Raw genomic sequence first — 25,386 nt, 5'->3', positions numbered from 1 at the left:
GTTTCTGAAATTTCCCCGGTGGCGGAGATAAACTCCGGCTATGGATCCCACACCGGTGGTGGAAATTGAGCGGAAGTACGACGTCGGGGACGGGACCGCGGTTCCACCTCTGGAGCATCTGCCCGGCGTTGCCCGCGTGGACCCGCCGGCGGAGCACCGGCTTGAGGCCACGTACTTCGACACCGCGGACCTGCTCCTGGCATCGCTGCGCATCACGTTGCGGCGGCGGACCGGCGGCGGTGACGCAGGATGGCATTTAAAGCTTCCCTTGGCCGCGGATGAACGGTGTGAGTACCGAGAGCCGTTGGGAGTGGAGGCCGACGGCGTCCCAGAACCGCTGCTGCGGTTGATCCGTGTCCACAGCAGGGACGCGGCCCTGGTTCCGGTGGTGCGGCTGCGGACCCGGCGCACCGTTCACCTCCTCCGCGGCGAGAGCGACGGTGTCCTGGCCGAGTTCAGTGAGGACCGGGTCAGGGCAAAGGTCCTCGTCCCGAAAGGTTCTGACCTGCACTGGCGGGAGTGGGAGTTCGAACTCGTCGACGGATCCCGGGAACTGCTCGATGCGGGGCAGGAGCTCCTTGCGGCCGCCGGTGTCCGGCCGGCCGCACACGGATCCAAGCTGGCCCGTGCACTGGGCCCCCACCTGAACCCCGGCACCGCGGCATTGTCGCCTCCCAAGCGCAAGGCTTCCGCCGCCGACGTTCTGCTTGCCTACCTCCGGGAGCAGGTCCAGGCGCTGAAGGATCAGGACCCCCGGGTGCGATTGGACGCCCACGCCGCGATTCACGGAATGCGGGTCGCCACCCGGCGCATACGCTCAGTGCTGGCGACCTACCGCGGACTGCTGGCCGACGCCGACGCGGTGAATTTCCTGCGCCAGGAGTTGAAGTGGCTGGCCGGTGTTCTCGGCGAAGCCCGGGACGCCGAAGTCATGCATGAACGGCTCAAGGATCTGGTCGCGTCGGAGCCCGGCGAATTGGTCATGGGTCCCGTCGTGCGCAGGATCGATCTGCAGCTCGGAGCCGACTACCAAAATGCACATACAGACGTGGTCAATGCACTGGACGGGCAACGGTACTTCCGTCTGCTTGACGCGCTCGAAGCCTTGATTATCGCCCCGGCACTAACGCCGCTGGCTTCTGGACGCGCGCACAAAGTTATTCCAAAACTGATCGGACGCGACGTGAAACGGCTGCGCAAGGCAGCCCGGGAGGCAGTGAAGCATACCGCCGGCACCGGAGACGATCCGGCGCTGCACGAAGCACGGAAGGACGGCAAACGCCTGCGCTACGCCGCCGAAGCAGCAGCACCGATCAGCCCGGCGCGGGCTGCACAACTGGCTGACGCCGCTCACGGCGTGCAGAAAATCCTCGGTGACCACCAAGACAGCGTTGTCACCCGCGAGCTGCTGCGCCGGCTCGGCACCGAAGCGTTCCGGCACGGAGAAAACGGCTTCACCTTCGGCCGCCTCCACGCCCTTGAGCAATCCCGCGCCCTGGCGGCAGAGGCTCGATTCCACCGCGAATGGAAAAACTTCCGGAGCCCGCCACTGAATAAATAGCGGTTCCTGAAGAAGGGACGTCTCGGAACGGGGCCGCCCCTGACGTCAGCGCGCGGCCCGGAAGGGGTCGACACCAACTGCGCCCGATCTCGGAGGTATTGCTCCAACGGCACAAGTACCTGCTGGGACCGGGTCTGATGCGTCCCGCTGAGGGCCGCGATGTAAAGCTGGGAGGTGTCGGGGTCCAAGGCAAGACGCAGCGGCGGATATCATTCCGTCGCAATGCACCGGAACTGCGCCACAATAGTGCCGGGCGGGGGACGCGCCGGGCGGCAATTAGCCGACCGGGCCAGTCCTCGGACAGAATGGGACCGTGAGAGCCCTCCGTCCGCAGCTGGCCCGCGCTGCCCATGCGGCTCCGCCACGCACCCTCGTCCATGTGCTGAGGGAAACCGCAGAACGGTTTCCTGACTCATCCGCCCTGGATGACGGAGATGCGTCGCTCAGTTACGCAGAGCTCCTCACCGAGGTGAAGCGGCACGCCGCGGCACTGCATGAGGCCGGTATCGGTGCCGGAGACAAGGTCGGCGTCCGGATCCCGTCCGGCACAAATGAATTGTACGTGGCGATTCTGGCAATCCTGTATGTCGGGGCGGCCTACGTTCCGGTCGACGCCGACGATCCCGACGAGCGTGCCCGCCTGGTCTTCGAGGAGGCAGGGGTAGCCGGGATCGTGCGCGCAGGCGAGATCAGCGCCTCCCCGGACCGTCTACGGCCCTTTCCCGCGCCCCGCGAGGCAACCCCGGACGATGACGCGTGGGTGATTTTCACGTCCGGATCCACCGGCACCCCGAAGGGGGTGGCGGTCACTCACCGCTCCGCGTCGGCGTTTGTGGACGCCGAAGCGCGCCTGTTCCTCCCGGAGGAACCCGTGAACACCTCCGACAGGGTACTGGCCGGGCTGTCCGTGGCGTTTGATGCGTCCTGCGAGGAAATGTGGCTGGCCTGGCGCAACGGAGCCTGCCTCGTCCCGGCCCCGCGGTCCCTGGTCCGGACGGGAATGGACCTGGGCCCGTGGCTGATCAGCAACGGCATCACCATCGTCTCCACCGTTCCCACCCTTGCCGGGCTCTGGCCGGCCGAGTCGCTTGAAGCGGTCCGGCTGCTGATCTTCGGCGGCGAGGCCTGCCCGCCGGACCTGGCCGCCCGCCTCGCGGTGGAGGAACGCGAGGTCTGGAACACCTACGGGCCTACCGAGGCGACCGTGGTGGCGTGCGCGGCCCGGATGGACGGGGCGGGACCGGTGAGGATCGGGCTGCCCCTGGACGGCTGGGACCTCGCGGTGGTTGACCCGGACGGGATCCCCGTGGCCGAGGGGGAGAGCGGGGAACTGATCATCGGAGGCGTGGGCCTGGCCAGATACCTCGATGCATCAAAGGACGCGGAGAAATACGCGCCCATGGCCAGCCTGGGCTGGACCCGGGCGTACCGCAGCGGTGACCTGGTCCGCTACGAAAACGAAGGCCTGGTCTTCCTCGGGCGCGCTGACGACCAGGTCAAACTCGGCGGGCGCCGGATCGAACTGGGCGAGATAGATGCCGCCCTCCAGACCCTGCCCGGCATCCACGGCGCCGCGGCCGCGGTGCAGACCACGGCCGCAGGCAACCAGGTCCTCATCGGCTACCTGGCGCCCGCCCCGGGCACCGCACCGGATCTCGCCCGTGCGCGGGAACTGCTGGCGGATCGGCTGCCGGCGGCGCTGATCCCCCTGCTGACCGCCGTTGAATCCCTTCCGGTCAAGACCAGCGGAAAGGTCGACCGGAACGCCCTGCCCTGGCCGCTGGACTCGACCCCCTCCGGGGTCCCCGGTCCGGGCCTGGACCTGGATCAGCGGACAGCATGGATCGCGCAGCAATGGGCCGACATCCTGGGCTCGGCGCCGGAAAGCCTGGATGCCGACTTCTTCGCCCACGGCGGCGCGAGCCTGGCCGCGGCCAGGCTCGTCTCGGCCCTGCGCGTGCGCTACCCGACCATCACGGTCGCGGACATCTATGCCCGCCCCCGGCTCGGCGCCCTCGCCGAACTGGCCCGCCTGTCCGACCCGGAGGGCGGTGACGAAGCGGCCGCCGGGGCGGAACGCACCGTCAGACCCACCGCGGTGAAGTCCCAAATATTCCAGATCCTGGCCGGAATACCACTGCAGCTGCTGGTGTCCATGCGGTGGCTGACGTATCTGATGGCCATCAACAATCTCCTCGCGTCCTCGGGGGCGCTGCGGCTGGCCCCCGTCGTGTCCTGGTGGTGGGTGCTTGCCTCCTGGACCGTCTTCGTGAGCCCGTGGGGACGGATGGCCGTCTCGGCCGGGGTGGCCCGGGTCCTGCTGCGCGGCGTCACGCCGGGCAGTTATCCGCGCTCCGGGAAGGTCCACCTGAGGCTATGGCTGGCCGAGCAGATCTCGGACCTTTCCGGCGCAGTCAGCCTCGGCGGAGCGCCCTGGATCCCTTACTACGCGCGTGCGCTCGGGGTAAAGATCGGCAAGGACGTCGACCTGCATTCCGTGCCCCCCGTGACCGGAATGCTGAGCCTGGGTGCGGGATGTTCGATCGAACCCGAAGTGGACCTCTCCGGGTGGTGGATCGACGGAGACCTGGTGCACATCGGAGACATCCGGGTCGGTCCGGGCGCCACCGTGGGCTCCCGCAGCACCCTGATGCCCGGCACAAGGATCGGAGCCGGCGCGGAGGTTGCCCCCGGATCGGCGGTCACCGGCAAGGTCAAGGCCGACCAACGGTTCGCCGGTTCACCGGCACAACGCCTCGGCAAAGCACAGCACGACTGGCCCGCCCCGCCGCCGGGACGGCCTGGTACACGGTTCTGGTTCCCCGCCTACGCCCTCGGATCGGCACTGCTGGCCACCGTGCCCTACCTATCCGCCGCGGCAGGAGCCGTGTTCGTGGCCGGTGCCATCGAGGGCCAGGACTCGCTCTGGTCCTCCTGGCCCGTGCTGCTGTGGGCGGTTCCGGTGGCGGCGCTGCTCTGGTTCCTCTCCAACATGATCCTCATCGCAGCCATTGTCCGGCTGCTTGGGCGCAACCTTGCCCCTGGCCACTATCGGGTCCGCAGCCTCACCGGTTGGCGGGTCTGGGCCACCGAACGCCTCCTGGACCTCGCACGGGACCTGCTCTTTCCGCTCTACGCCAGCCTGTTCACCCCGGTCTGGCTGCGGCTCCTCGGCGCCACGGTGGGCCGGAACGTCGAAGCATCGACCGTGCTCCTCCTGCCGTCCATGACGACGGTTGGAGACGGGGCTTTCCTGGCCGATGACACCATGATCGCCTCCTACGAACTCGGCGGCGGCTGGATGAAGATCGGCCCGGCCAGGATCGGGAAACGGGCCTTCCTCGGCAATTCCGGCATGACCGGGGCCGGGCGCAATGTCCCGAAAAACTCCCTTGTCGCCGTCCTGTCCGCGACACCGGTCAAAGCCAAGTCCGGAACATCCTGGCTGGGCAGCCCGCCGGTCCGGCTACGCCGGGCGCGGATGGACATGGACCAGAGCCTGACCTTCAACCCGTCGCTTCGACTGAAAATCTACCGCTCCTGCTGGGAGCTGGGCCGGGCGGTCCCGGTTATCCTGACCACCGCGATCGCCGCCGGCATCCTCGCAGTCCTTGACCTGATCGCTGCGTCGAACGGGTACCCCGCCGCGGCGCTGCTCGGACCCGTGGTGATTCTGGGCGCCGGCGGTGTCGCCGCGGGAAGTTCCGTCGCGGCGAAATGGCTTCTGGTGGGTCGGATCCGCCCGGGAGAACATCCGCTGTGGAGTTCGTTCATCTGGCGCAACGAGGTCGTAGACACCTTCGTCGAGATGGTCACCGCACCCTGGTTCGCCCGGGCCGCCGCCGGCACCCCGGCCCTGGTGTGGTGGCTTCGGGCACTCGGTGCCCGGATCGGGCCGGGTGCCTGGTGTGAAAGCTATTGGCTTCCGGAAGCGGATCTGGTCAGCCTGGGCGCGAACTCGACGGTCAACCGCGGGTGCGTCATCCAGACCCACCTCTTCCACGACCGGGTCATGAGCATTGACACCGTCACCCTCGACCACGGTGCCACCATGGGCCCGCACGGGGTGATCCTGCCCGCCGCCGGGATAGGCGCCGGAGCCACCGTCGGCCCGGCTTCCCTTGTCATGCGCGGCGAAACCGTTCCAGCCGGAAGCTACTGGATCGGCAACCCCGTCAGCCCATGGACCGCCCCGCCGGGCACGGAGCCGCCCACCGCCCCTGCCTCGAAAGCCCTGGCACGGTGACCCTCGACCGCCAGCCCGCTCCCACTGAAGGAACCTCGAGCATGCCAGCCACCGCTGCCCACGGTCCCGCCGATTCCTACACGCCCGGCCACGGAAGCCTGGACTACCGGGTCTCCCGCTATGAGCTGAACCTTGACTACCGGGTCAGTTCCAACCGGCTCGCCGGCCACGCCACCATCACGGCACGGGCATCCATCACACTCGCCACGGTTGTCCTGAACCTCGCCGGGCTGCGCGTGCAGAAGGTCCAGCTCGCCGGGCAGCGCGTGAAACGGTTCGTTCAGCGCGGCGATCAGCTGATCATCACTCCGGAGCGGCCCCTGCCGGCCGGCACCTGGTTCAGCCTCGACATCCGCTACGGCGGGACCCCTGCACCCCTGCGCGGGAACTGGGGCGAGGTCGGTTGGGAAGAACTCACCGACGGGGTCCTGGTGGCCGGGCAACCCACCGGTGCGGCGTCCTGGTTCCCCTGCAACGACCATCCGGGCCAGAAGGCCAGCTTCGGATACACGATCACCACCGACGCCAACTACCGGGTTATCTGCAACGGCGTCCTGGTCTCCCACTCCGCCAGAGCCAGCCGAGAAACCTGGGTTTTCGACCAGCCGGAACCCATGGCCAGCTACCTCGCGACCGTGCAGATCGGCCGCTATGACCTGCGGACCCTGACGTTCCCCGCCGACACGACGGACCACCGGGCAGGCGGGCGGGACGGGCGCCGGCCTGTCCTTCAGTACCTGGGCGCACCGCCGGCCCTCATGGCCAAAGCCCAGACGGCCCTGGCGCGCCAGGGGGAGATGATGGAAAGCTTCCAGATCTTTTTTGGGCCCTACCCGTTCCCCACCTACACCGTCGTCGTGGCCGGCGACGAACTCGAAATCCCGCTCGAAGCCCAGTCCCTGTCCGTCCTTGGGCCCAACCACCTCACCCAGGACTGGGAATCCCAGCGTCTCATCGCCCATGAACTGGCCCACCAATGGTTCGGGAACTCACTGACCGCCACCACGTGGTCCGACATCTGGCTCCACGAAGGATTCGCCTGCTACGCGGAGTGGCTTTGGTCCGAGGCCTCCGGGAACTCCACGGCAGCGGACCGGGCCGGGGCCGCATGGCGTGGGCTGTCGGTGAGCCCGCAGGACCTCATGGTGGGCGATCCGGGGCCAGAGAGCATGTTCGATGACCGGGTCTACAAACGAGGCGCCCTCGCGGTCCACGCCCTCCGCCGGGCCGCCGGGGACGGGCCGTTCTTCAGTTTCCTCCGAGCCTGGACCGAGGAACACCGCTTCGGATCAGTAACAACCAGTGCCCTGTGCGGCACCGCCGACCGGATCTGCGGTGCCGTCCCGGGCTTCGATGCCCGCACCATCCTCACTCCCTGGCTGTACCGGCTGCCGCTGCCTGCACTTTAGGGCGCTCCTCCGCGTACGCTCCGGCTGGAATCCTTCCCACGGCCCCTGCGGGGAACCCGCCGTGAGGCTAGGTCGTTCGAGCGGCCCCAGCCAAGTGCCCGGAACCCGCGCTGCACGCCGCCACCGGTAAAGCTGGCGTCACTGGATGGTAACGGCCGTTCCGAGATGGCCTCGGCCCAGCGCTCCGGAACTCGACCATCGCCCGGGGAAAGTATTGCGCCGTCTTCCCTTCACCACCGGACCCGGAACTCGAAGAGCTGCGGTGAAGGTGAACTCATCGGGCTGCAATGTTATTGCGCAGTCGGTGAAATCGAGCCATTGTCCGGTCAGAGGGAACCATGCCTTGAACACGCTCTCCTTCGCGCTGAAGAGGAGCCGGTCCCAGGCAATGGCCGGACGTGACATCGAGAGGGAGGCGATCGCGCTTCTCTCTTCCTCACGGCTTATCACCCCCAGTACGCCGTCGGGCAAAGGCATGTGAGGTTCGGCGTCAATCCCGACAGAGGCGACGGAAGAAACGCGGCCTACAGCCGCAGCCCGGTACCCCTCACAGTGAGTGATGCTCCCCACCACGCCGACCGGCCAGAGCGGTGCACGCTGCACCCCCGGCACAAGAGGGCCGGGCTCAATGCCGAGCCGCGAGAGAGCCCGGCGGGCACAGAGCCGAACCGTCGCAAATTCGCGGCGCCGCTCGTCCAGGGCGTTTTCGAGAACCGCTTCCTCCTCCGGATAGAGCTCCACCGCGGACGCGTCGGTGAAGGCCTCCTCTGCCATGACATCGGTCGGGACGAGGTTCGGGATCAGGGATGGTGTCGCTGAAGCCTCAGCCACAACCGCCGGCCCGCCGCACATCGGTGGATGAGCCACGGGACCTGTCAAGCGCCGCCCGTTTGTTCCCACGGCTAATGGCCCAGCGGGACATCACCGGCCTCCAGACCGAGATCGGACCGGGCTGAGACGCTGCCCGGTTCCACGATGACCCTGCACTGTGCGCAGGCCCGCCGCCGCTGAGGTGATGATCCGCGTGCCGGAAGTCGAACGGCGCGGTCAGGTCAGAGTATTCACCCCATTTTTTCCCCCACGCGGCGAGGAACATGAGGATTGGGCCGAGTCCCTCGCCGGCCGGTGTCAGGTGATACTCGTCCCGCGGGGGGTGCTGTGAGTACTGTTCGCGGCGGATCAGTCCGGCGTGCGCCAGTTCCTGCAGCCTGGTGGTGATCATGTCCCGCGGTGCCCCCCTCGCAGTGAGGATCTTGCTGAACCGGCGCCCGCCGTAGTCCAGTTCCCGCAACACCAGTACGGCCCAGCGTCCCGCGCGGAGAGTCATCGCGTCCGCGATCGAGCACCGGTCAGCCATCAACATCAGCCTACCGGGAGGTCCCCGCCAAATACTGCATGATCTTGCCCATCACCTTGACGCGGTAGGCGCGCGGGCGGGGCGTGCATGGCCGGAAAGGCCTCTGGTCGGGAGAAGTGGGGTGTGGACAGTGTCCACCCTTTGGGGCTCGGACTGGGCTATGCCGGAGCCGGATTGAGCCCGATTGGGGATGTTTTCGGGAAAGTGGCGGATTTCGAAGGCCTGGAGTCCGGTTCGAGTCCCACTTCGGGCACATGTTTCCCCTAGTCAGAGGCCCTTTTGCTCTCTGACTGTGGACAGCCGGCCCAATTCTGCGGTCCGGGTGCCGGTTTTGGTGGCTGTTTTGGGGCTTTCCTAGGGGTGGGTGCCGCCTTTCTTGCGCGAAGCCCGGGTTGAGCTTTCTTACTACTTCATCGGGGAGTGGGGGTGTAGCTACATAACTGTCGTGAGGTTTTTGGCTGGCTATCCTCCTTGCCCTTAGCCCCCGTCATATGGCCACAGCTGCAGCGTGTCGGAGTTGACGCGTCGACGCAGATCAGCCGGGATGATCTGGCCGACTTCATCCTCACCCAGGCCGAGGACCGTACGTATGTCCGACAGATGCCGTTTGTGAGCACGTGAGCACGCACGGCCTCACCCCCCCTCCCCGGGCGGGAACGTCAGGTCAGCACGATCCTGGACAGGATTGTGCGTCTCTCCCGGGCGATGGCGGGCCCACGGTCCGCGCCCTTTGGGGGGACGGCGCTCACCCGGACCCAGTTGGACATCCTGTTCCTGCTCGCCCGCGCCGGCGGGCCCGTCACTCCAGGGGAGCTCGCAGAGGCCCAGGAGTAGTCGCAGGGCCGTGGCGCATTGGTCAGTCGGCCACCGGGACGTTCGTGACCTGATCTCACAAATTCTCGAATCACTGTCGATGTGGCCGGACCCCGCGTGTCGTATAAGTAGAGGGGTCGAGAACCGATCCCCGATGACCGAGAGGAACAGCTATGTCCCAGTACATGATCCTGATCTACGAAACCGAGACCTCGTACGCCGAGGCGCCGTCCGGTCTGATGGAGGAGATCATGCGTGAGCACGATGCCTTCGCCAACGGCGTGCCTGCGCTGGGCGCCAGCATGGTTTCCGCAGCGTGGCTGCACCCGACCACAACGGCCACCAGCGTCCGCGGCGGGTCCGAGGTGACCGATGGCCCGTTCGTCGAGACCAAGGAGGCCCTGGGCGGCTACTACCTTATCGACGCCCCGGATCTGGACACGGCACTGGCCGTCGCCAAGACCGTTCCGGCCCGCTTCGGCGGCGTCGAGGTCCGGCCCGTCATCGACTTCGGCGGCTGAGTTCAGGCCGGACGGGATGACCAGTCAGGACACGTCCAAGGTTTCGGTCGCCGTCGCCGACGCGCACCGCCGCGAGTGGGCCCTCGTGCTCGCAGCGACGGTGCGCGTCACCCGCGACCTCGACCTCGCCGAGGAGTGCGTGCAGGACGCCTTCGCCTCCGCGCTCACGGACTGGCGCCGCACCGGTGTGCCCTCCCGCCCCGGGGCCTGGCTGACCACCGTGGCCCGACGCCGGGCGCTCAACGTGCTGCGCCACCGGCAGGTCGAGGCCAGGTATCTTCCCCTGCTGGTCGAGGACGAGGCTGAACCCGGTCCCGAAGACACCGTCGACGGCGGTGAGGCGGCATCGATCCCTGATGACCGGTTGCGTCTGGTGGTGACATGCTGCCATCCGGCGCTGGACCGTGCCGCCCAGGTCGCCCTGACGCTGCGGCTGCTGTGCGGCATGTCCACTGCTGAAGTGGGGCGGGCCTTCCTGGTCAGCGAGGCGGCGATGGCCGCGCGCATCACCCGGGCGAAGAAGAAAATCGCCGTTGCCCGTATCCCTTACCGGGTGCCTTCGGTAGCTGACCTGCCGGGCAGGGTCGACGCCGTGCTCCTGGTGATACACAGCCTGTTCACCACCGGTCATACCGCCCCTGCCGGGGACGAACTGGTGCGCCGCGACCTCGTGGAACGATCATTCGAGCTCTGCCGCATGCTGCGTCAGCTGCTGCCGCACGATCCCTCCGTGGCAGGCCTGCTGGCCCTGCTCCTGCTCACCGATGCACGCCGCGACACCCGCACCACACCCGAGGGACGACTGCTGCTGCTGGAGGAGCAGGACCGGATGCGCTGGGACCGCGCCGCCATCGCCGAGGGCGTGATCCTTGTCCGGGAGGCGTTGGGTGCCCGGCCGCCGTCGCGGTACGCGCTGCAGGCAGCGATCGCGGCCGTGCACGCGGAGTCGCCCAGCTGGCAGGAGACCGACTGGCGGGAGGTACTCGCCCTGTACGACGTGCTGGTGGAGCTGTGGCCCTCTCCGGTGGTGGCGCTCAACCGTGCCGTGGCCGTCGGGTTCGCTCTCGGTCCTGCTGCCGGCCTGGCCGCCCTCGATGCCCTCTCCGGGGAACCGCAACTCGCCGGGTACGGCTACCTGCCGGCTGCGCGGGCGGATCTGCTCCGGCGGCTCGGGCGGACGCGTGAGGCGCGCCTGGCCTACACCGAGGCGCTGCTGCTGACCGACAATACCGTCGAGCGTGCCTTCCTCGAGAACCGGCTGCACATGGTGGTGGAGGACGGGTGACACCGGATGCCTCCCCCCTATGACTTCGGAGGTGGCAGGCCTGGAATAAGTAAAAGCAGCCCAACGGACGATAAAGATCAAGCTTCCTCTTCGTTCTTAATGGGAGATTGTGCATACGTGCCATCCGGACGGCGGTATGACCCTCACCTCAGCATGGCATCCCGACAAATCGTGACGAGCCGGATACCCTTTCACCGATGACCAGCCGAGGGTGCGACGAAGTGACCAACTATTGGTGGGCAAATCAGTCCAACAACTTCGAGCGGGTGGAAGGAACTTTGTGGACTAATTTCTTCGACGCGAAGGGGGCTAGTCGAGCAGGCTCCGCCGCCCTTGGGAACACGCGTCGGGGCGACATCGTGTTCCACTGCGACGGTCAGTTCATCCGAACGGTCAGCACCATTGTCAGCGAACCCGCCATCACCTATCGTCCCCCTGGCTACCAGGACAGAGAAAGCGGAACCGAAAAGACGAAGGCTGGCTCGTCCTGGTCGAACCGCTTGCCAGCGGCTTGAGAATAGACCGGCTGAAAGACCTGTCGTTCATCGAGCCCGGTGGCACCGGTCCGCTCAACAAGCATGGAGGGTTGAAGCGGGGCATCTACCTGTCGCCGCTGTCGGAAAGCACCGCTGGAAAGCTGCTGGCGCTCGCTGCCATCGAGGTCACTGAAATCCCAGAAAAGGACATCAACAGCTATGCAGAGCCATTCTCAGGGGCAGACCTGACCGAGACGGACAAGCTTGTGCTGGCGAAGCGGCGAGTGGAACAGCAGTACCTGCGAGCCATCCTCCTTGAGGGGTCACAGTTGCGGTGTTCGATGTGCCACCGTGAGGTGCCGGAAAGTCTACTCGTCGCTGGACACATTAAACCGCGGTGGACGTGTAGTGAAGAGGAACGCAAAGACTTCGCATCTGTGGCCATGCTGATCTGCCTACTCGGTTGCGACAGCCTGTATGAACGAGGACTGATCGCCGTGAATGCCAATGGAGAATGTCGTGAGGACACTCGTGTCTGTCTTAGCAAAGGTTCGGTTGACGGGAATGCCCCGAAAGTTTGACCCAGCACCGGGGAGCAACCATGCGACAGCCATTGTTCTTTCTGACTAGATGGGGCTTCACCGGTGAGATCAAGAGCACTATGGCGTCGGTGAAGTAGGTCAGGCAGGGGTGATGTGTCGGGAGGGTATTGGGCTTGAGTAGACGACGCTGGTGGTGATGCCGCCGAGGGTGGCGAGCCTGCCCGTAATGCGTTCAAGGTCGCGCATGGAACGCGCAAGTACCTTGATGATGAAGCAGTCGGCGCCGGTGACGTGGTGCGCCTCAATGATTTCGGGGAGCGAGTCGACCAGGTCGTGAAAGGGCTTGTAGTTGCCGGTGGGGTAAGCCAATCGAACGAACGCCGTCACGTTGTATCCGAGGGCTTCGGGGTCCACCGTGATCGAGTAGCCCGTGATTATCCCGGCGTCGGTGAGGCGCCGTACGCGATCACCAGTCGCACTGGGCGATAGGTTAATTTTGCGGGCGAGCTGCGCAACACTCGCCCGGCCATCTAGCTGCAGGTGCTTGATAATCGTGTGATCGGTGGTATCGAGGTCCATCCGTGGATTCGAGGGCATATTGTCGAATATACCGTCAGATTGCGGTCCAAAATGGTTCAAGTGCCTTGAAGTGCTGTTCCTCAGAGGCGCCGAGAACGGTTCGATAGATGTATGTCTACTCCACTTTCGGCCGCTGAATTTTTTGCCACCAAACTTGCCTATGAGATTGATCCTTCGGACCTTGTAGCTGAGCGGGCAGCCGGTCTCCCTCCCACCGTGATCGACACCCGCTCACCCGCTTCCTGGGGCCAGGGCCGCATTCCCGGCGCCGTCCACATCCCAAACGCAGACCTCAATACACGTATCGGAGAGGTTGCTCCCGAGCTGGATACTGCGATCGTCGTCTACTGCTGGGGGCCGGGCTGCAACGGCAGCACGCGCGGTGCGTTGATCCTCGCGGCTATGGGCTACACGAATGTGCGCGAACTCATCGGTGGTTTCGAGTACTGGGCGCGTGAGGGACTTGCGACCATGAGCGATAACGGCCGCGGGCGCCGCTCACCCGACCCACTCGCCGCACCCACTGCCGCTTCGGCATGAAAGCTCCGATATCAATTACAAGAGTGATTACGATCGAGGAGTGCACCACAATTCGCCCTCTGGTCGAGGCCCACATCAAGTATGAGCGAAGTGGCGTCATCCTTCCCACGGATTGGGTGGACAAAACCATCGGGTTCATCGGTGCGGGAAGCATCATCATCTTTGTTGCCCACACCGGGGATGAGCCTGTCGGGTACGCCTCGATCACGACTGACATTGCCACCTGGAAGGGCGAGTCCTTCGCACACCTCGACTGCCTCTATGTCGCAGACACGCATCGCGGTAGTGGTATCGGTCGCCTGCTCATCGACACAGTCGTGACCGAAGTCTTGACCCATGGATACGGAGAATTGCACTGGCAAACCCCAACGTGGAACACCCGAGCAATCCAGTTCTACGAACGGGTAGGAGCTACGCATCAGCCCAAGGAGCGTTTCACGCTGGTACTGCCAACCTTATGAACGCCTCGCGCGAAGCCAGGACCTGTGGTGGTACTCAGCTGGTGCGTTGACCGGCTGAGTCTCACCACCCATACCGGACGGATTGACCCGCTCGCAGAGCCCCAGCGCCACAAGTCGGTCATTCCCTCGAACACGGTTCTGGTTATGGGCCCGATTTTTCCGTTATTGCCGATCCGACTTCCTCGAGAAAGTAGCCGGCGGGGGCCAGACATATGGACGTCCGGGCGGGCTGTAGCCCGGTCATCCGCAGTCCAAGCAAAGGATCCTTTGACCAGACGTGCGGTCGAGCTCTGCGACGGTCGATGACCACAGCACTCGTCGAGCTGCTCACATCGCGGCGGTCTCAGCAACGTGTCTCACCTCCCAAGTCCTCAACAACGCATTCGATGACCTTTGATGAGTGAGGTCGACGGGGAGAAGGGCGAACCGCCCGCATCGCCCTTGGACCTTGTGCTTACGCACCGTTGAGGTCATCGATCAGTTCCACCCGAACTCGCTGTGGCATTTTTCTACCATGCCAGCAAGCAGGGAGCATCTGGTTCGGTTAGGAATACGTCGGCAAACCCTAACCACTAGCTCCAACGAACCAGAACCATCCCCGGTCTGCTTGTACGTCTGGGACGTCCTCGAATTTACCTAGCGAACCGGCAAACACGCCCATACCTCGGACGTTTCTTTTGTACTGCTTGAAAGCGTGGCTGTCTCCATACGCCTTCACCGACGTCAATGTTGGGTCGGCTAAACGAAGTGTGAGTAGACGGACGATCATTAGTGCAACTTTTCCAGCTACGTATGTGTGCTCGGCGGGAGGCATTGCTCCTCGGCTGGGGTGTTTGACGTCGTTGTAGTTGCTGGCGATTGCTCGCGCTAAGTGGAGGTTTGAGGTACTTAGTTCGGACCAATCAACACCGACGGCTGTGATGCTCCTGTAGACGAACGTCGCTGTCGTCGGGTGAGTGCTTCCCGGTTTGTATGTCTCGCTTTCTCCCTCCGTCTGCCCGAGAAGACGACCTGCTGCTTCAAGACTTACAGAGGCGTTGACGATGTGATCTTCCACGTAAGCCTCCGATCGGCTCATAGTCCCAGCGGCAGGGTGTATGACGCGGTTCCACTCTTCGTAGGCCGAGAAAAAGCGTTCAAGCCTTTTGTGCCAAGGCCAGTAACAGTGGCGAGGGGATCCTTAAACTTCTGGTTTGGACGGCTGTGGTCGCTGGCCGTGTTCTCGTTCACCAGGACGATCAAAGGAACGTCTACTATGTCGCCGGAGAGCACCTTCTGATTGAAGCGGGGATCTCTGATCTCGTGGCGGCGGAATGAGGCGCGCACTCCGAACATCAACGCCAGTAAGTTGCTGACCTTGCGCTGGTGTTCAAGATGTTCTGAGGATGATCGGGGAGTGGGGAACTTAGTGGTTAAGCAGACCCACTCGCGGACCCGAAATCCCGGCTCGCTTTCGTCTGTTCTCCAGTCGGTACTTAGTTGGTAGTGGGCATCGCCGTGACGCCACTCAATCAGATCACCCGCCTTCACTTCTACGTTCAGCTGCTTGACTCGATCGTCGTCACCTCGAGTGACTGAGTAAGAGGTAGCTGCAAAATTGGTCCACTCTGCGAGGCCGTCGATGTGTGAACGTAGTTCCGTGACTAGTAGTTCGTCCTCAAAATCTCCGTCGCGGTCCTTATAGACAACTTCATGCGGGACTATTTGCAGTGTTGAGAATCCTGATCCTCCAAAGTTGACGGAAGAAGATCCCACCCGGCATCCATGAAGGCTGAACCTTCCACTACCTGTCAAGAGCACAAGGTTTGGTGGACAGGTATTCGTACTTACCCACCCCGAGACAGTGCTGAACTGATCAGATCCTCGCAGGAAGGGGATCGAAAGGGTAATCCCTTGTACAGCTTCGAAGGTAAGGACGCCGGTGACCCATGGAGATTCCTCAATGCCGTCTATAAGCAGTCCGGGTAATGAGTCTCCTTGGTTGAAACCTCGATTCTGCACTGCTGCACTCCTTCAGCTTCGACGGTACATTGCTGCGCCCAGTTCACAGTCAACGTCTTCCGCTGCTGTCTAGCGAGCATATGCGTTCTCTCTGACGTGCTGCCGCTTCATAGCATCGGCGGGGTCCGATCGGATTCGTTCCCAACAACTCGGGCTCCGCCGCATTGCAGGCCCAACGGTAGCTCTCATCGTTGTACCGAAATTGAACGTATTTGCTACATCTATGTTCAGCACCAGCGAAGTGCCTCTACAAGCTCCATTCCTGTAGCGATACTCAGTGCCAAAATCTATGTGTCACTTCTGAGCTAGTGCATCGAGTTCCCCTACATTGGAGTGTATGGGACACCTTATCGGCCATGTCCAGTCTGAAAAGCAATCCGCCCTCCAGGACGTACTACGACCGCAAACGCGCCGAAGGGAAATCACACACCCAAGCAATCATCCGCCTGGCACGGCGCCGACTGAACGTCCTCTGGGCCATGCTCCGCGACAACCTTCCCTATGGGCTCCAACCAGCCCCCCATGCGCGGGCGGCGCGATGTATTGGAGTAAGGATCTCCCCTTTCCGTGACCGAATGCCCGGTTCGATGCCACCCGGTCGCGCCCGTCTACTGCCGTTTCGGACGGCGTCGTTACCTGCGCGTTCAATAGTTGCAGCGAGCGATGCGTTACTGTCCGGTGATTCGACCATTGCGCAAATCTACGGCGGTAGGTTTATTCGCCGTCTCCGACTGCGCCGCCGACATCAAATGATTCCGAGAAATCGATCTCAGGAGTGGGTCCCGACGTGCCCGTATAGGTCTGGCCTGAGCCGCCGGCACGCAAAATGGCACGGTCCTTATAGAACGACCTTTCGCCGTCGTCGGCCGCAAAGATTGTAGCCACCACGCCTGGCGTGAGTGCTGCGGCTCTGATCGCACCAGGTATCTGTGAGGCCGCGGCGTCCGCGGAGGATCCAGACACCATCTCAATTTGGATTGGTGTGCTGCCGCCGTTGTTGGTTGCCATGTTGTCCTCCATCATCGTGGCCGATGTTTGTACTCCGATGATCCTCCGCTGGGTATAGCAGTCAATAGAGGGCTGGCCAGCATCAACCGAAAGCTTCCACCCTCGGTGCTGCACGGCGACGATTGCCTTTGCTGGTACCGATTGATGCAACCCTGGCCAGTACCTGGAATTACTACGACAGCGAACCCGCCGCAGATCGTGGGTTCATCCGGCTGAACCCAGGAAGAACTGGCGTTGATTGTCCTGGCAGGAGTAGGGCTGGGAGAACCGGGAGCGGCTGACAACATCATTGAGACTCCTTCGGATTATGCGCCCCCGCTCCACAGCGCCAACCGGCGCCGCCGGCATCGGGCACACCAGTCCTCGGATTATGAATGGTTTGAGGGGAGGTGACGTCGTGATGGAGAGTCTGGAGACCGTGCATGGCGTGCGGAGTGCGGCGTGCCCGGGATGCGGTAACGAGCGCGTGCGCCACCCGGTCACGGCCGCGGTTGAATCTCTCCGGCAGGATCGGATTGCTCACGGCAAAGAAGCGCCGCACCCTGTCAGCGCGGGGTGCGGCAGTCTTGAGGAAGGGTGTGGACAGTGTCCACACCTGGGGCTTCGGATCGGGTCGTACATCGGTCGGACTGGGCCGGATTCCTGTTTCCTGAGGAGCCCAGTATTCGCAAGGGCTGGAGTCCGGTTCGAGTCCCACTTCGGGCACATGTTTCCCCTAGTCAGAGGCCCTTTTGCTCTCTGACTGTGGACAGCCGGCCCAATTCTGCGGTCCGGGTGCCGGTACTGGTGGCTGTTTTAAAGTTCTCCTAGTGGCTGGGTGCCGCCTTTCTGTCGCGCAGGCCGGGTTGGGCTTTCTCAGTAGTTCATGGGGGAGCAGCGGCGTGGGTACATGACTTGGGTGAGTGTTTTCTTGACCCGGTCATCGTCCTAGCCGGGCGGTTCAGCCGAAGCTGCCACCGAGAGTCCAGTTGAAAACACCCGGTTAGAGCCGTGGTGGTTGCGGCATGAGGCCTTGCCTGAAACAACTGGTGGCGACGCTCGCCGCAGGGTGTTGAGTGGATTGTCACGCGGTAGGAGTTGTGATCCCGCCACTGTGAACGGGACGAACTTCAACTCCGCCGGTGCTTGTGCGGACTGCCGGGTTCAGGCGGGCGATCGCTATGGCGGCCTCAAGGTCGGGAGCTTCGAGGACATAGAAGCCTGCCACGAATTGCTCGGCATGCACGAAGGGGCCGGCTGTTGTGCCGTCTTGGCGAATAGACACGGCGGATGCGCGTGGAGTGAGGGCGTAAGCAAGGGTCATGGAGCCGGAGGCTTGAAGGCCCTGTGCGTGTCGGTCGTTCTCCTCCAGTTCGGACTCTGCTGCTTCCACAGCATGGAGGGATTCGTCCGCGTAGATGAGGATGGCGAAGTGAGGCATCAGTTGGCCTTTCGATGACATGGATTGGTACGGCACCTCAGGGCGAAGGAGGATCTTCGCTTCGGGGCGGGGACACGGCTCGAGGAAGGTGTGGGGGTGTGCCTACTGTACGACGAGGTTCTGATGTCCATCGTTGAGTGCACGCATGTTATCGAGGTGACCGGCATGGACCGAGGTCTCTGCGAGCACACGAAACACGACCTCGCGCCCGTCAGACCTTAGAGGTCCACCGAACTTACCTCCGGGGCCACCAGCCCGATCCCACCTGCGGCACGAGCGTAATTAGCTGACCTGCCAGTCCTTGCCCGATGTGTTGGCCTTGGTGAATTCGAGATGCCTCATCCCGCCATCGTCACCCACAGACGCTCGAGGAAAAAATTTCTGAGACGAAACACGGTAGGACAAGTAACTGAGACTGCTGCGCCTGTCCTGGATAGCTTTAGGTTTTCGAGACGCTCGAGAGCGGCTCCGCGGCCGCGGCCGCTGCGGTCAGGTTGTTGGCCCGGGCACCCTTCACCCATCCGAACCGGCGGCATCCCGCTCGTCGTCGCTACAGGCATCGGCGCATAACCCGTGCAACGGGAAACCCTTATCCCGCGCTAGGAAGCAACGAACTCGCCGAGCGCGGCCAGTAGGCGGTCGACGTCATCGTTGTTGTTGTACGGCGCCACACCTATTCGCAGGGCCGCGCTGTCCTCAAGGTTCAGGCGGCGGAAGGCCTCGTACGCGTAGAAAGAACCGGCTGGCGCCAGAATGTTCCGATCCGCGAGGAACCGGTAGGCGTTCGCGGAGGACCGGCCCGGGAACGTCACCAGCAGTGTCGGTGTCCGGTCCTGGGCTTTGGAGTGCAGCGCGAGGTCGCCGCCCAGATCGGCCAGCCCTGCCTCAAGGCGGGAGCGCAGTGCGAGCTCGTGCTCATCGACGGCGTGAGCGGATGCGAGAAGGCGCGCACGGCGGCCGGTTGCGGCGCCGGGCGCGATCGCGGAGAGGAAATCCACGGCCGCCGTGGCTCCGGCCATGACCTCGTACGGGAGGGTGCCGAACTCGAACTGCTCAGGAACCTCGTTCGTGGACGGCAGCAGCTTGTCCGGCTGCAGCGATTCCAGCAGCTCCGGGTCGGCTACGAGAACACCGCAGTGAGGCCCGAGGAATTTGTAGGGCGAACAGGCGAAGAAGTCAGCTCCCAGCGCCTTCACATCGACCGCCGCATGAGCGGTGTAGTGCACCCCGTCCACGTAGACCAGTGCGCCGACCGTGTGAGCGGCGTCGGCGATGCGACGCACCGGCGGTATGGTGCCGAGCAGGTTCGACGCGGCGGTGATCGCTACAAGCTTCGTGCGCTCGGTGATCGCGGCTGCGACGGACGCTTCGTTGATCTCCGTGGTGTCCGGGTCGAAATCAATCCAGCGCACGGTGGCGCCGACCGCGTCGGCTGCTTGCACCCAGGGGCGGATATTGGCGTCATGGTCCAGGCGTGAGACCACGACCTCGTCGCCTGGCTGCCAGGTCTTGGCGAGGTAGCGGGAGAAGTCGTAGGCGAGCTGCGTGGCGCTTCGCCCGTAGATGACACCGCGGGGATGTGTCCCGAGCAGGTCAGCCATCGCCGCCCGGAATCCGCTGACCGCCGATTCGGCGTTGCTCTGCGAGACCACTTCGAAGCCGCGGTTGGACAGCGGCCCGGTGATGGCATCGGCTATCGCGGCTCCCACGACGGCGGGGGCCTGCGTTCCGCCGGGCCCGTCGAAATATGCGGTGCCGCTGAGCAGGGCGGGGAAGTGCGCCCGGAAGGACGCGATGTCGAAGGTCATGTTGTCACTTTCTCAGGTGAGCGTCGATACGGGAAACGGTGCGGGTACGAGTTGTAATGGATCAGTTCGAGAGGTTTGCTCTGATGGCAATGAGTGTCAGGTCGAGGAGCGGAGTGGGTTGCTGCAGCGCCTTCGCCCGGAGTGCGTAGTCGCCGAGGATATGGTCAACCTCTGATGGAAGTCCTTCCGCGAGGTCCCGGTACAGCGACGTGGTGAAGGAGGATCCCGGTTCAGTCAGGAGCGCCACTGCCTGACGGTGCGCCGGATCCGACACCGGGTGTCCTGACTGGGTGGCGACGGCCTCGAGCTCCTCGATTGCCGCTCGTATCGCGCCCTCGCCGCCGGCATCAAGAATGCGGTCGATGGGAGCATGGAACAGGCAGTTGACGACGCTGGCAGCGGCGATGAACGCCCACTTGTCCCATAGGGCGCCCACCACGTCATCGGTAACCGAGAAGTCGATGCCCGGGACGTCAAGTGCGTCGCGGATGTCGTCCGGGACCGGAGCGTCTGTCAGGGAGCCAACCATGAGTGAGCTCATGGGCGTCTTTTGGTGAACGACGTGCCCGTCGAGGGTCGCCACAATGCGGGCCAAACCGCCAAGTACCTGTCCCGGATACGCTGCTTGGAGTTGGTCGATGTGAGCCATGCCGTTGAGGATTGGAAGGATGCGCGTGTCCGCGTCAATCAACGGGTGAATGTCCGTCACCGCGGAGGAGAAGGCAGTCGCCTTCACGGCGATGAGCACGAGATCGAAGGCCGGCGCTGTGTCGGCGGTCGTGAGGAACTGCACCGCGTGGGTCCGGTCGGCATCGGGGGATACGAACCGTAAACCGTCACGGCGCAACGCTTCTGCTTTGCGATCACGAACGAGATACGTGACGTTTCTCCCTGCTTCCTGCAGCAGGGTTCCGAAGGCGCCTCCGGTGGCTCCTGCCCCTACAACGAGTATCCGCACAATAATTCCTTCTCCTAAATAACGAACCACATGACAGGCGGATGAACGCGCCCGCAGTGTGTAGCCGCCGGTAGCGTCAGACCCTGGCCGGCGGAACCTGGTGGCGTCGGCTGAGGCGGAAGACCGCGATTTCCTTGCCCACCGCGCACCCGCCCGCGGACGCGGAAACCGGTACGGGGCGAGCCCCGGCCAAGGGGAAGGCAGCAGTCGAAGCCAGAACTCACGCTTGTTCCGCCGTCGATCCGGCCCCATCCGTCCATTAGCTCCCCTCGTTCACCCTCACCTGAACCTACCCAGTCCGTTACTGCGTGGATGGAACGGGTTTGGACGAGAAGGCTAAGCCACTCCGCGATGCCGAGTACCGCAAACTGTCTTGCAACCGACTTCCTGTCGGCATTGCCGCACTTGGTTGGAAGACAACGTAGCAAGATACACAAGGACCAGCAGAGATGGGGGAGTGGTCGTGTCTCACCACTGTGTCATGAAACCCATCCATTGCGAGGCGCGGACGCTGCGGCCAAACATTCAGAAACAGAAAACGAGTTGACCGCCTGCAAGCGGATCCCTTGGTGCACGCCGTCAGCCTCCACTGTGCAGGATCACCGCAGAGGTATACACAGCGCGTCCTTCGATCGAATGGGCGCATGGTCCCCTCTTACCAAGAACCAACCTGCCCTCCCGTTACGCGGGGCAGTGCATTCACCCTTTCGACTGTCAGCGGCACATGCTCGCCATCGGGTCGAATCTCTCCGACAATCGATCCGAGCTCAGCCAAGGACGCTCGGTCGAGGAGGGATTGATTCTTTTCCAGCAGCGATGTGATGGTCTCTCCAACCTGTTGGGGGGTGAGTGCCTCCATGGCGGCCCTTAAGGTAGCTGGATCGTTTTCGTCCCCGATCTTTACGTTATGCAGCATTTTCAGCTGTTCTTCACTGAATGCTCGGGCCATTACAGCCGCGACGAAGCGTTTCCGTGCCTCTGCGCTGCTCATGCGGTTTCGATAGTCCTGGAACGCAACCACAAGTTCCGTGGAGGATTCGGCCCGCACGGGTACGTTTCCGGGAATCGTCACAGCAGGGGCCGCCCCGCGCTTGCTCGATCCGGAGAATCGATTCCACGTTGACTTCATGGTCAAGAACGCGCTATCGCTCGTCGACTTGATGGGTGGGATCGCCCTATGCCACCATCTCCTGACGCGCGGAGCAGCTCGAGCCGCGAGAGTCGCGACGATGATGCCAAGGCGAACCAGGGCCACAACCGCTGCGGCGAGTTCTTCTGCCGTAAGCTCGCGATGCTCTGTTGCTCCCGAATCCGGAACATAGATGTACTGAATGTGCGGTGGATCTTCGTCATCTTCGTTGGGCTCGAATAGCTCCGCATGACCCACGAGATCGTTCGTTTGATCGTCGAAGAGATGGGCGCGATACGCACCGGCAGTGTCTCTTGAGAACCCAAGATGCTGTCCATCGGGAACTTCGACATCGAGTTTCCTTCTCGCCATTTTGTCGCCCTCATTTCGTCAGAATCCACGATGGAATCACGGTCAAAGCGGTCTATCCAGCATTAGTCGAGCAGATGGGAAATAAAGCGACAGGCGCCCGCACGGAACCTGGCCGCTGCACTGTTAGCTTTGGCGAAATTGCTCCGTTCCGCCGCTTCCTGTTTTGCAAGCTGCGCCAGTTTGTCGCGGTACTGCTTCTCAGACATCTGAACTCCTGTGCGGTTGACGCTTCACCAGCTTTGCCACTCGGAAAAAGAGGGCATTGAAGGCAGTCTAAAAGATAGGACTGACCATATTGGTTCCCGATCCGGATGAGCGCTCGGCCTCCCTCTCACGGACGCTCCAATATGGCTGAGGGAGCCCCAGAAAAAATATGGCGCGTTGGCTTGGATTCCCGATGTACTCGACGATTCCGGCATTTAGGAACGGGGGGGGCGCAACGTGCAGATACCTACCGTAGATTACCTACGAGCTGAATCAGGGCGCCGAGCGAACACATCACTCTGGCTCTCTTCGAGGTGCACTATGACGGGGGGCATCGTTGGCGCATCATCGTTATTGGGTGCTGACCCCACGCCGTCTTTGTCCGGTGAGGATGGCCAGGTAAAGGCATCGGTGGGCCCTGCTCGAGACCGTGGGATGGGACCTAAATTCGCAGATCAACCTCCTTTGACCCGCCCGATGTTATCCGCGCCCGCTTGACGATGCCACGCGGCCACAGCACGGCGAAGCCCCCCTGATCGTTGTGGTTGGGGTGGACGCCGAGCTCAGCAGGCACCAAGGGGGCCTGATAGCGCAAGAGCAGATTCCCGTTCTGGGCGAAGCGCCGGCTCCCCATGGCCCCTTGGCACGACGCCTGGGTACTGGGAGACGAACCCTGTGTGGTCATTCATTGACAGAGATTTGCTGACTACGCCGTACCATGAGCGCAGGGACTCGACACGTCGGAGATAAGAAGCGTGCGTCCGCCCAGGCTCGAGCTTCTCACCAGCCGTGCGGCATGCCCAACCGGTGGCAGAGAGCTCGATCAGCACCCCTACAGCAGTCAAGTTCGATCCTCAGTATGACGATCAAGCGCCGCACCCTGTTTCGGGGTGCGGCCGATTAAGGTGAGGCACTCTGCTGGGGAGAAGCTGGGGGTGTGGACACTGTCCACACTTTGGGCCTCGGACTGGGCCGTACCGGTGCCGGAATGGGCCGGATTAGGGAGCTTTCGGGGGGAGTGGCGGATTTTCAGGGCCTGGAGTCCGGTTCGAGTCCCACTTCGGGCACATATTTCCCCAAGTCAGAGGCCCTTTTGCTCTCTGACTGTGGACAGCCGGCCCAATTCTGCGGTCCGGTTGCCGGTTTTGGTGGCTGGATATCGGTTTCCCGGGGGCGGAGTGGCTCCTTTCTCTCGCGAAGCCCGGTTTGGGCTTTCTTGCTAGTTCATGGGGGAGTGGCGGTGTAGGTGCATGATTTTGGTGGAATCTTTTGACCTGGTCGTGCGCCTTGCCGAGCAGCTCAGGTGGGGCAGCCGCCTAAACCCAACGACTGATGAGCACTATCACCGCGAGCGGACTTCGGTTGCTGCGACGTCCGGTGTGTTCGCTGGCGGCTACAGGGACACAGAAGGCGGCCACGGGGGATCTGGGGCCCGACCCTCCGACCCCGTCATATGACTTTTAGCCCCGGCCGGCTCCGTATGGTCAGGAGTCAAGCAAATTGGGGTCAGGTCCATGTCCATGGACCGTGGAACCGGTGGGGTTGACGGTACGGACCTCCCTAAATCGGTGACGGGCAGGCAGCGGAATGGTCGCAGCAGGTGCCGTATATGCTCACCTGAACCACTACCGCCCACACGAGAAGACACTCAGACAGGATGATTCGATGAGGGAATGGACCGGGGACGGGAGCGGACAACCCGCACCGCTGCGCTTCCTGACCCTGGAGTAGACGGCCCAGGAGGTCACTACCAAGGACCCCACCATCCGCCGATTGATCCGCACCGGAGGTGGAGGCCATCCAGTTCGGCGGACGCGGCGAATGGCGCAACGAGCGCATCAAACTCGAGGAGTGCATCAGCGCCGCCTACACACGGGCAGGCAAAGCCATCCGCCACGGACCTGCCCGACAACGAGGACCCCGCCGGTCCGCAGGAGGAGGCCGAATAGGCCCCCGGTCCCCGGGGGCCACTCGAGCGGTTCCTTGATGTCCTGCTTGTCAAGGTGAAAAGCCAGTTGGTAGGCGGACTGTTCCCTCGGCTCAGCGTGGAGCGGGAACCGCCTTCAGACCAGGGGCAAGGACGGTGCAGCGGACGACAAGTCGCTCCCGGTCAGTCCGAGCACACCCGGATCGATCTGACTCGTTGCACAAGGTGAACTCCTCGGAACCGGGCAGGACCGGAACCCTGTAATTGGAGGCTTCCTGTTCAGCCAGGTGCCGCGCGTATTCCTTCAACTGATCAAGGTAACCGGGCTCCGCTTCGCGCCTGGCGTCGCCAAACGCCCACCCGGATAGCCGCCCGACGCCGCCCATGGCGGATAGTCTACGGGCGCATAAAGCGCCTGCCCAGAAACCCTTCAGAATCCGGGCGGGCTAGTGCGCACCCGTTGATCCGGCGGGACAGTCCCCGCCGATCAGGCTCAGGGTCAGTGCCGCCGACGAAGCTCCTGCGACGCCCACCGGAACTTCATTATGGGATCGATAGGGGAGGTGATCGGTCCGCGCGGACCCGGACTGTATCGGTCCCGCGGCCCGCCATGCCGGGCCCTTCCATCTCGGCTACCAGGCCGGAGTTGGTCAGTGGCGGCCGGGAAGACTTTCGGCCGACTCCCACCGGAGGGCGCATCCTTTGCGGCATGGAGGCGCATGCTCCCGGCAGGGATCCCAGCGAGGCGGCGTTTGCCATGGGTGAACCC

Annotated in this window: 21 protein-coding genes and 1 pseudogene; 11 read left to right on the top strand and 11 right to left on the bottom strand. The window is 63.6% G+C overall.

Annotated features, from left to right (window positions below):
- Positions 1 to 40: 40 nt before the first annotated feature.
- The 3 genes from ACX80W_RS11175 (at position 41) to ACX80W_RS11165 (ending at position 7,216) form a co-directional block, all read left to right on the top strand.
- On the top strand, positions 41 to 1,561 hold the full coding sequence (locus ACX80W_RS11175) for a CYTH and CHAD domain-containing protein (protein ID WP_459283243.1): 1,521 nt from the start codon (positions 41 to 43) through the stop codon (positions 1,559 to 1,561).
- Positions 1,562 to 1,874: 313 nt separating this feature from the next.
- Positions 1,875 to 5,807: a Pls/PosA family non-ribosomal peptide synthetase gene (locus ACX80W_RS11170; protein WP_459283241.1), complete on the top strand. Its 3,933-nt coding sequence runs from the start codon at positions 1,875 to 1,877 to the stop codon at positions 5,805 to 5,807.
- Positions 5,808 to 5,848: 41 nt separating this feature from the next.
- On the top strand, positions 5,849 to 7,216 hold the full coding sequence (locus ACX80W_RS11165) for a M1 family metallopeptidase (protein WP_459283239.1): 1,368 nt from the start codon (positions 5,849 to 5,851) through the stop codon (positions 7,214 to 7,216).
- Positions 7,217 to 7,354: 138 nt separating this feature from the next.
- Here ACX80W_RS11165 and ACX80W_RS11160 read toward each other — a convergent pair whose 3' ends face one another.
- Both ACX80W_RS11160 and ACX80W_RS11155 read right to left on the bottom strand, forming a co-directional pair.
- Positions 7,355 to 8,047, bottom strand: a complete 693-nt coding sequence (locus ACX80W_RS11160) for a 4'-phosphopantetheinyl transferase family protein (protein ID WP_459283238.1) — start codon at positions 8,045 to 8,047, stop codon at positions 7,355 to 7,357.
- The gene (locus tag ACX80W_RS11155) at positions 8,040 to 8,543 is read right to left on the bottom strand and encodes a winged helix-turn-helix transcriptional regulator (protein ID WP_459283345.1); all 504 of its coding nucleotides are present in this window, start codon (positions 8,541 to 8,543) and stop codon (positions 8,040 to 8,042) included. The genes ACX80W_RS11160 and ACX80W_RS11155 overlap by 8 nt, the downstream gene beginning before the upstream one ends.
- Positions 8,544 to 9,260: 717 nt before the next feature.
- On the opposite strand from ACX80W_RS11155, the gene ACX80W_RS11150 reads away from it, so the two are divergent.
- The 5 genes from ACX80W_RS11150 (at position 9,261) to ACX80W_RS11130 (ending at position 12,249) form a co-directional block, all read left to right on the top strand.
- Complete coding sequence (locus tag ACX80W_RS11150) at positions 9,261 to 9,407, top strand: winged helix DNA-binding protein (RefSeq protein ID WP_459283236.1); 147 nt, start codon at positions 9,261 to 9,263, stop codon at positions 9,405 to 9,407.
- Positions 9,408 to 9,559: 152 nt separating this feature from the next.
- Positions 9,560 to 9,907 (top strand): YciI family protein, encoded by a 348-nt coding sequence (locus ACX80W_RS11145; protein WP_459283234.1) that lies wholly within the window; start codon positions 9,560 to 9,562, stop codon positions 9,905 to 9,907.
- Between the two features lie 16 nt (positions 9,908 to 9,923).
- A complete protein-coding gene (locus tag ACX80W_RS11140; protein ID WP_459283232.1) occupies positions 9,924 to 11,192 on the top strand; it encodes an RNA polymerase sigma factor in 1,269 nt (422 codons plus the stop codon).
- A gap of 197 nt (positions 11,193 to 11,389) precedes the next feature.
- The gene (locus tag ACX80W_RS11135) at positions 11,390 to 11,707 is read left to right on the top strand and encodes a hypothetical protein (RefSeq protein ID WP_459283230.1); all 318 of its coding nucleotides are present in this window, start codon (positions 11,390 to 11,392) and stop codon (positions 11,705 to 11,707) included.
- On the top strand, positions 11,704 to 12,249 hold the full coding sequence (locus tag ACX80W_RS11130; RefSeq protein ID WP_459283228.1) for a hypothetical protein: 546 nt from the start codon (positions 11,704 to 11,706) through the stop codon (positions 12,247 to 12,249). The genes ACX80W_RS11135 and ACX80W_RS11130 overlap by 4 nt, the downstream gene beginning before the upstream one ends.
- A gap of 99 nt (positions 12,250 to 12,348) precedes the next feature.
- Here the strand turns inward: ACX80W_RS11130 and ACX80W_RS11125 are convergent, their stop codons facing one another.
- A complete protein-coding gene (locus tag ACX80W_RS11125) occupies positions 12,349 to 12,789 on the bottom strand; it encodes an Lrp/AsnC family transcriptional regulator (protein ID WP_459283226.1) in 441 nt (146 codons plus the stop codon).
- 111 nt (positions 12,790 to 12,900) lie between these two features.
- On the opposite strand from ACX80W_RS11125, the gene ACX80W_RS11120 reads away from it, so the two are divergent.
- Both ACX80W_RS11120 and ACX80W_RS11115 read left to right on the top strand, forming a co-directional pair.
- Positions 12,901 to 13,329, top strand: a complete 429-nt coding sequence (locus ACX80W_RS11120) for a rhodanese-like domain-containing protein (RefSeq protein ID WP_459283224.1) — start codon at positions 12,901 to 12,903, stop codon at positions 13,327 to 13,329.
- 23 nt (positions 13,330 to 13,352) lie between these two features.
- A complete protein-coding gene (locus ACX80W_RS11115; RefSeq protein WP_459283222.1) occupies positions 13,353 to 13,790 on the top strand; it encodes a GNAT family N-acetyltransferase in 438 nt (145 codons plus the stop codon).
- A gap of 565 nt (positions 13,791 to 14,355) precedes the next feature.
- Here ACX80W_RS11115 and ACX80W_RS11110 read toward each other — a convergent pair.
- A complete protein-coding gene (locus ACX80W_RS11110) occupies positions 14,356 to 14,847 on the bottom strand; it encodes a hypothetical protein (protein ID WP_459283220.1) in 492 nt (163 codons plus the stop codon).
- 17 nt (positions 14,848 to 14,864) lie between these two features.
- On the bottom strand, positions 14,865 to 15,791 hold the full coding sequence (locus ACX80W_RS11105; protein ID WP_459283218.1) for an ApeA N-terminal domain 1-containing protein: 927 nt from the start codon (positions 15,789 to 15,791) through the stop codon (positions 14,865 to 14,867).
- Between the two features lie 347 nt (positions 15,792 to 16,138).
- On the opposite strand from ACX80W_RS11105, the pseudogene ACX80W_RS11100 reads away from it, so the two are divergent.
- Positions 16,139 to 16,294 (top strand): annotated as a pseudogene (locus ACX80W_RS11100) (IS110 family transposase); the annotation flags it as partial.
- Between the two features lie 211 nt (positions 16,295 to 16,505).
- On the opposite strand, the gene ACX80W_RS11095 reads toward ACX80W_RS11100, so the two are convergent.
- From ACX80W_RS11095 to ACX80W_RS11070, 6 genes are all read right to left on the bottom strand, one after another.
- Positions 16,506 to 16,799 (bottom strand): hypothetical protein, encoded by a 294-nt coding sequence (locus ACX80W_RS11095; RefSeq protein ID WP_459283353.1) that lies wholly within the window; start codon positions 16,797 to 16,799, stop codon positions 16,506 to 16,508.
- Between the two features lie 1,063 nt (positions 16,800 to 17,862).
- Positions 17,863 to 18,219: a YciI family protein gene (locus ACX80W_RS11090; protein WP_459283216.1), complete on the bottom strand. Its 357-nt coding sequence runs from the start codon at positions 18,217 to 18,219 to the stop codon at positions 17,863 to 17,865.
- A gap of 599 nt (positions 18,220 to 18,818) precedes the next feature.
- Complete coding sequence (locus ACX80W_RS11085) at positions 18,819 to 20,027, bottom strand: cysteine desulfurase-like protein (protein ID WP_459283214.1); 1,209 nt, start codon at positions 20,025 to 20,027, stop codon at positions 18,819 to 18,821.
- A gap of 61 nt (positions 20,028 to 20,088) precedes the next feature.
- Positions 20,089 to 20,985 carry a ketopantoate reductase family protein gene (locus ACX80W_RS11080; protein ID WP_459283212.1) on the bottom strand — a complete coding sequence of 299 codons (897 nt, stop codon included), beginning with the start codon at positions 20,983 to 20,985 and terminating at the stop codon, positions 20,089 to 20,091.
- 655 nt (positions 20,986 to 21,640) lie between these two features.
- Positions 21,641 to 22,486, bottom strand: coding sequence for a hypothetical protein (locus ACX80W_RS11075; RefSeq protein WP_459283210.1), 846 nt, complete (start codon positions 22,484 to 22,486; stop codon positions 21,641 to 21,643).
- A 62-nt stretch (positions 22,487 to 22,548) separates the two neighbouring features.
- A complete protein-coding gene (locus ACX80W_RS11070) occupies positions 22,549 to 22,692 on the bottom strand; it encodes a hypothetical protein (protein WP_459283208.1) in 144 nt (47 codons plus the stop codon).
- Positions 22,693 to 25,386 lie beyond the last annotated feature (2,694 nt).

It is taken from the genome of Arthrobacter melezitosi (assembly GCF_054511055.1).
Note: the sequence above shows the minus strand (reverse complement) of the source record. Positions and strands in the feature narration are given on the sequence as shown.

Bases quoted from the DNA above. Each gene is read 5' to 3' on its own strand.
- ACX80W_RS11155 (WP_459283345.1), bottom strand. From the start codon at position 8,543: ATGACTCTCCGCGCGGGACGCTGGGCCGTACTGGTGTTGCGGGAACTG.
- ACX80W_RS11075 (WP_459283210.1), bottom strand. From the start codon at position 22,486: ATGGCGAGAAGGAAACTCGATGTCGAAGTTCCCGATGGACAGCATCTT.
- ACX80W_RS11145 (WP_459283234.1), top strand. From the start codon at position 9,560: ATGTCCCAGTACATGATCCTGATCTACGAAACCGAGACCTCGTACGCC.
- ACX80W_RS11125 (WP_459283226.1), bottom strand. From the start codon at position 12,789: ATGGACCTCGATACCACCGATCACACGATTATCAAGCACCTGCAGCTA.
- ACX80W_RS11165 (WP_459283239.1), top strand. From the start codon at position 5,849: ATGCCAGCCACCGCTGCCCACGGTCCCGCCGATTCCTACACGCCCGGC.
- ACX80W_RS11085 (WP_459283214.1), bottom strand. From the start codon at position 20,027: ATGACCTTCGACATCGCGTCCTTCCGGGCGCACTTCCCCGCCCTGCTC.
- ACX80W_RS11135 (WP_459283230.1), top strand. From the start codon at position 11,390: ATGACCAGCCGAGGGTGCGACGAAGTGACCAACTATTGGTGGGCAAAT.
- ACX80W_RS11090 (WP_459283216.1), bottom strand. From the start codon at position 18,219: ATGCCTCACTTCGCCATCCTCATCTACGCGGACGAATCCCTCCATGCT.
- ACX80W_RS11120 (WP_459283224.1), top strand. From the start codon at position 12,901: ATGTCTACTCCACTTTCGGCCGCTGAATTTTTTGCCACCAAACTTGCC.
- ACX80W_RS11095 (WP_459283353.1), bottom strand. From the start codon at position 16,799: ATGGCAACCAACAACGGCGGCAGCACACCAATCCAAATTGAGATGGTG.
- ACX80W_RS11175 (WP_459283243.1), top strand. From the start codon at position 41: ATGGATCCCACACCGGTGGTGGAAATTGAGCGGAAGTACGACGTCGGG.
- ACX80W_RS11070 (WP_459283208.1), bottom strand. From the start codon at position 22,692: ATGTCTGAGAAGCAGTACCGCGACAAACTGGCGCAGCTTGCAAAACAG.
- ACX80W_RS11140 (WP_459283232.1), top strand. From the start codon at position 9,924: ATGACCAGTCAGGACACGTCCAAGGTTTCGGTCGCCGTCGCCGACGCG.